The 5,751-nt window shown below is 33.1% G+C and carries 3 protein-coding genes; all 3 read left to right on the forward strand.

From position 1 onward, the window contains the following. Positions 1-904, forward strand: a 904-nt coding sequence (locus Q4Q55_RS09580; protein WP_303372586.1) for an Ig-like domain repeat protein, incomplete at its 5' end; no start/stop codon positions are given. A 529-nt stretch (positions 905-1,433) separates the two neighbouring features. Next, positions 1,434-3,635 carry a right-handed parallel beta-helix repeat-containing protein gene (locus Q4Q55_RS09585; RefSeq protein WP_303372587.1) on the forward strand — a complete coding sequence of 734 codons (2,202 nt, stop codon included), beginning with the start codon at positions 1,434-1,436 and terminating at the stop codon, positions 3,633-3,635. 146 nt (positions 3,636-3,781) lie between these two features. Next, positions 3,782-5,751, forward strand: a 1,970-nt coding sequence (locus Q4Q55_RS09590; protein WP_303372588.1) for an Ig-like domain repeat protein, incomplete at its 3' end; no start/stop codon positions are given.

Consider the following 5,751-nt stretch of genomic DNA (forward strand, 5'->3'; position numbering starts at 1 on the left):
TAGTGTTGTGGTTGTAAATCCTGTAAACGCAACTGGCAATACTACTGGAAATGGAACTGGTGGAAATAATACTGGAAACACAACAGGTAATAACACTGGAAACGCTACTGTTCCGTCTGTGAATGTTTCTGATGATGCGTTTAATATTCCTACATCAGGCAATGAATACAGCATCTCACTTCCAAATGACGCTACAGGTACTTTGACTGTCACTGTTGATGGCGTTCTATACTCTCAAAACCTGACAAACGGTAAGGCTACAGTCACTATCCCTGAATTAAGTGAGGGCTCACACAACATCACTATAACATACTCCGGTGACGGCAAATACTCATCAACATCCAAGTCAAGTGTTGTTGTAAAAGAGCATATTCCAGTATTAAAGCTCACTGCTTCCAACCTAAGCATGCTCTACACTTCAGGCAAGTACTTCAAGGTTAAGTTGACAAGTGATGGTAAAGCATTGACCAATAAAAAGGTTAAGATTACTATTAACGGTAAGACTTACACCAGAACTACTGATAAAAACGGTTATGCTTCACTTAAAATCAGTCTGGCTCCAAAAGCCTACACTGTCAAAGCAACCTACGGTACTCTCACAGTTACCAAAAAAGTTACTGTTAAAAGTATTATAACTGCCAAAAACATTAATGCCAAAAAGTCTGCAAAAACTGTTAAAATCAAAGTCACTTTGAAAAAGGTTAACGGCAAATACCTTAAAAACAAGAAGATCACTTTGAAGTTCAACAAAAAGACTTTCAAGGTTAAAACCAATAAGAAAGGTGTTGCAACTTTTACTATCAAAAACAGTGTCTACAAGAAACTTAAGGTAAACAAGAAGTACACCTACCAAGTTATTTATGGCAAAAACAAAGTCAAAAAAACTATAAAATTTAAAAAATAAGAGGAATTTCACATTCCCTCAATTTTTTCTTTTTTTCATGTAGATTAGCCTATTTGAATATTCTATTTTTATTTAATCAATCAATTTAATTAAATTTATCTTTCATTAAATCATGGTATTTCATAGTAATCAATGTAATTATTGGCCATTATTTTGTTTATAATAATAGATCAAAGATTAGTCATAGATGATTTAAGTATTGAAACTTATGATTGAATCTATTTCAATACAATAGGTTCAGGTTCCATTCAGGCTCAAAACATACTCCTGTTTCAAAAACATTCAAAAAAAAGATGCTGAAAACAACATTAGATAATGTTTTTAAGGTTAAAAAAATGCTGAAGTTATGCAAAGTGTTGGAAAAGTGAATGTTATTTTTTTAATTATATTAAAGATAACTTTATAAACTATTCTTAATAAATATTCAATTATCTTTTACGGTTTTTAATTATATTTTAAAATCACTGAAAAAGACAACAAGAGTTGGGAGGTGAAAAATATAAGCTTAAATCGGAAATTGATATTGGGATTGATTATAATATTTATCATTCTTACTGTTTCAGCAGTTTCATCAACTGAAATTGATGATAATTCGACTTTGGAAACAGCAGATGATAATGCGGTATCTTTCGTCAATGATACGAAGTTGGGTTTGGATGAAGAGATTCCAGATGAACCTGATTTGGTATTGGAGGATACTGTATATGTTACATCTCAAAATTTTGACGATTGCTTTGAAAACAATGTTTTGAAGTCACGATTTGATGGTAAAACAGTAATATTTGCTCAGGATTTTGAAAATCTTGGAAAACTGTCAATTCAAGCTAAAAATGTGATAATAAATGGATTTGGTCATACTCTTAAAAATACAGTATTTGAATTGGATGCAGAAAATATCACTTTGACGGATTTAAATATTAATCTGGACAGTGAATTTGAAGACAATGATTATGCTGGTATTTTAATATATTCTGACTATGCAAATCTCATTAATCTTAATATCAATTATGTTGTTCCTACCAATGTTCAGGCTTATGGTATTTTTGCTTCAGGAAGTTCTTATGATTCAATTAAAAAGCTTAGAATACTTAATAATAATATTTACTTTGAAGGACACAACAACGATGTAAATGTTTATGATGTTGCAGTCAAATTATCTTCATGTGAAAATGCTTTGGTTGAGAATAATACAATAAGTTCATCCTTGCCTCTAAAAGACATAATGTTTGGTGCTGGCGGTGCCGAGCTTGCTTCTGATTTGGTTTTAACTGTAGGGATTGAAGATTGCAATAATCTTCTATTCATTGGAAACACATTAATTTCGGAAGTAAATAAAAGGCCGGAGCATTCATATCCGTCTTTAGATTGTATGATGGTATTTAGATCGTATAATTCATTAATAGCCAATAATTCCATTTACATGACGGACTTCTTAACGTTTCCGGGTGTCGATAATTATCTATATGGATTGGATATATATAATCTTGAAAATCTAACTGCAATCTACAATAATATTTCCATTATTACAACTGGAGGTAAACTCGCCGCAGGTACAGCTTATCCGATCCAGATAACCGGTCCGATTGATAACGTAAATATAACATACAATGATTTGTATTCATTTTCAAATGGTCCAAACATTGGAATTTATTCGCAAAATTTCTACGGTGCAACTACATTATCCATTACACATAATAGGATTAATGTGACCGGATTGGCTGGAACTCATGAATGGGCATTGGTAGCAGGCATTGAATCTCAGGATACTCACTCAACAATACAAAATAATATAATTGAAGTTCACAGTGTTGGTGATGTCTCAGTTGATGATAATTTATATGGTGTGAGCTATCGGCAAAACACTAATGGAGACCATCAATATGATATCCAGAACAATACGGTATTCAGTGATGGATATTACTCTGTAAACCTATTGAGTTCTGTTAATTCAACAATAGCTAACAATCTATTGGTTACATATAACCCAAATGCAAAGAACTCCAACGGTTACAAGTACGGAGATATTTCTGCCCATGAGAATATGGAATTCTACAACAATCCTGTAATATCAGCATTCGATTATTTCGCTTCACGCGAAAACAATGTTGATAACGGTGTGCAGTTCAATTATAATCCATTTAACAGAAATGACATTTCAAATAATGTTGATGGAAGTAGAATTTCAAGTGATGAGAATACAAACAGGCGTTCATATAATCCTTTGATTCCAGGATCTTCTGATAAATTGGGGGAAGGGGATGAATTTGAAGGATGGACATTGCCGAACAATAATAATGAAAACTCCCAAAGTGATGATGGTAAAGACGATTCAAATTCCCAAGGCTTGAACGGTGATGAGAATGGAAAATCCAATGGGAATTCAACAAAATCTGTTAAATCCTTAAGGGAATTGTTACTTGGGTTCGTTAATTCCAATACTGAAGGCGGAAAAGTAAACACAACTTCATATAACGGACAAAACGTTAATATAGTTTCAAACAATTCTGATACAACTCCTTCTGCCGAAGGAAGCGAAGTTGCAGCAAGTCAGTCTAAATCAACAGAAAGTTTGGATGCATCCATTGCAGGTGAATCTTCAAGTGTCAGTAAAAAAGTTTATGAAATCGAGGAGAAAAATGATGAAGAATTTATTCCATCAATATTTTTCGTAATCGCTGTATTAATATTGTTGGTTGTTGGGTCTAGACGTAAAAATTCAAATCTTGATTAAAATTAGTCATTTTGACTAATTCTCTTTTTTTTACAAAAATTATATATACTTTATTTTTATATAACTAATAATATCATTGACAAATGATTTTTAATAAAATATAATTTAGAGGCATAAATTTGAAATTTAATAAACTGGTCTTAATAATGTTTATCATTTTGATAATATTTACATTACATACCGTAAGTGCCAGTGATGCGGATTTAAACCAGACATGCAATTTGTCTGTTGAAATAAATGACAATGCCGGAGTTTTATCTGAGGATTCCAGTTTTATTCATGTTGACACATTCAATGGAGAGGACAATAATATAGGAACAGAAAATTCACCGCTTAAATCAATAGGTAATGCAATAAACAAAGCCGGTGACAATTCTACAATCTATATATCTGACGGTTACTATTTCGGAAACGCAAACACCATGATAACCATTTCTAAATCATTGACCTTCGCAGGTTCGCAAAATACTATTATAGATGGGCAAAACAGCAGTTATATATTTGTAGTCTCAGACAATGCAAAGGTTACATTTAAAAACATAAAATTTGTAAATGCATTCAAAAGTCCAACATCCATTTCTAATTCATATATGGATAGTGTCTATGGAGCGGCATTGGATATCAGGAATGCAACAGTTGTAATTGAAGGATGTGCTTTTACAAACTGTCAGGTTCACCCTGATTCAGTTGATAAATATGTTTACGGTGGTGCAGTTAGTAATTTTGGGGATTTGACAATAATCAATTCTGTTTTTGACAACAATACTGCAGTATCAGATTCCGGGCTCTTTTCTTCAGGTGGAGCAATATACAATAAGGGAAACATATTAATTAACAACTCCACAATAAAAAATTCCAGAAGTGTTGATTTCGGATATGGTGCCGGAATCGCTAATGCGGGTAAAATAATAATGGATAAAAGCACCATTGTCGGTTCGTATGCAACTCAGGAATGTAAGGGCTCAGCAATCTACAATACTGGTGAATTCATACTTCTAAATTCAGTAATTGAAAATAACTATATTCAAAGGGCTAACTTCAACTGCATATATGGTGCAATCTATAACTCAGGAACATTGACTGCTCGAGGAAACATTTTCAGAAACAATACTGCATATTACCAGGCTCCGATGGCTGCCTATAAGGGATCTCCAAATATCTACAATGTCGGAATCTTGAACTTAACATACAATTCATTTTCAGATAATCCCACATTTGACGGCATCTCACAGGATATCTATTTCAATGGAGGTGAAGTCTTATCTCTGGATTATAATTGGTGGAATGCTAATGAAAACCCTTATAAGTTAAACAGGATTAATGTGGATAAGGTCAACTCATGGCTATTGTTTAATTTAACTCCTGTTTATTCAAAACTGGATATAAACAGTGATGTTGAAATTACTTCTTCATGGTCAAGCAGCGATAAGCTTGACTGTCAAATCAATCTTTTCCCCTTATTCAATGTAACATTTGCACCAGTAAATATTTCTAAACAATTAAATGACGGAATGGCTTCATTCACATTCACACAAACCCAAACCAAAGGATTATATGAAATCAATGCTACAGTAGGAAGCTTCACAAAAACTGTCCTTGTTGATGTGGGCAAAATTGATACTCAAATTAAAATTGCAGTAGATGAAAATATCACCTATGGCAGCGATTTGACAATAGATCTGGAAGTGGTAAGTGAAAATTCAGGCGTTGTAGTCGGAAACGTGTCTGTTGCAATCAATCAGGATATATATGTTGCAGTTCTGGTAGATGGCAAAGCTAAAATTACAGTTTCAGGTTTAATTCCCGGCGATTTTATGCTAAAGGCAACTTATGAGGGCAGCGACAATTATTTCAAAGCATTCAATGAGACCGACATCAAAGTTAAAAAGCAATCTGTTGATTTGGCCGTAATGATTCCTGAAATTAAAATAGATCAAAAAGGAAGTGCAATTGTATCATTGCTTACAAAAGGAGTTCAGGGTCAGGCAATACTTTATATAGATGGGGTAAGGAAAAAAATTGTTTATTTATATAACGGGAACACAACCATTTCGCTCAATAATTTTGCCGATGGAGAATACAATATCACTGTCCAATTTGTGGAAACAGCATACTA

The organism is Methanobrevibacter sp., from assembly GCF_030539555.1.
In the GTDB taxonomy this organism is placed as follows: Archaea; Methanobacteriota; Methanobacteria; order Methanobacteriales; family Methanobacteriaceae; genus Methanocatella.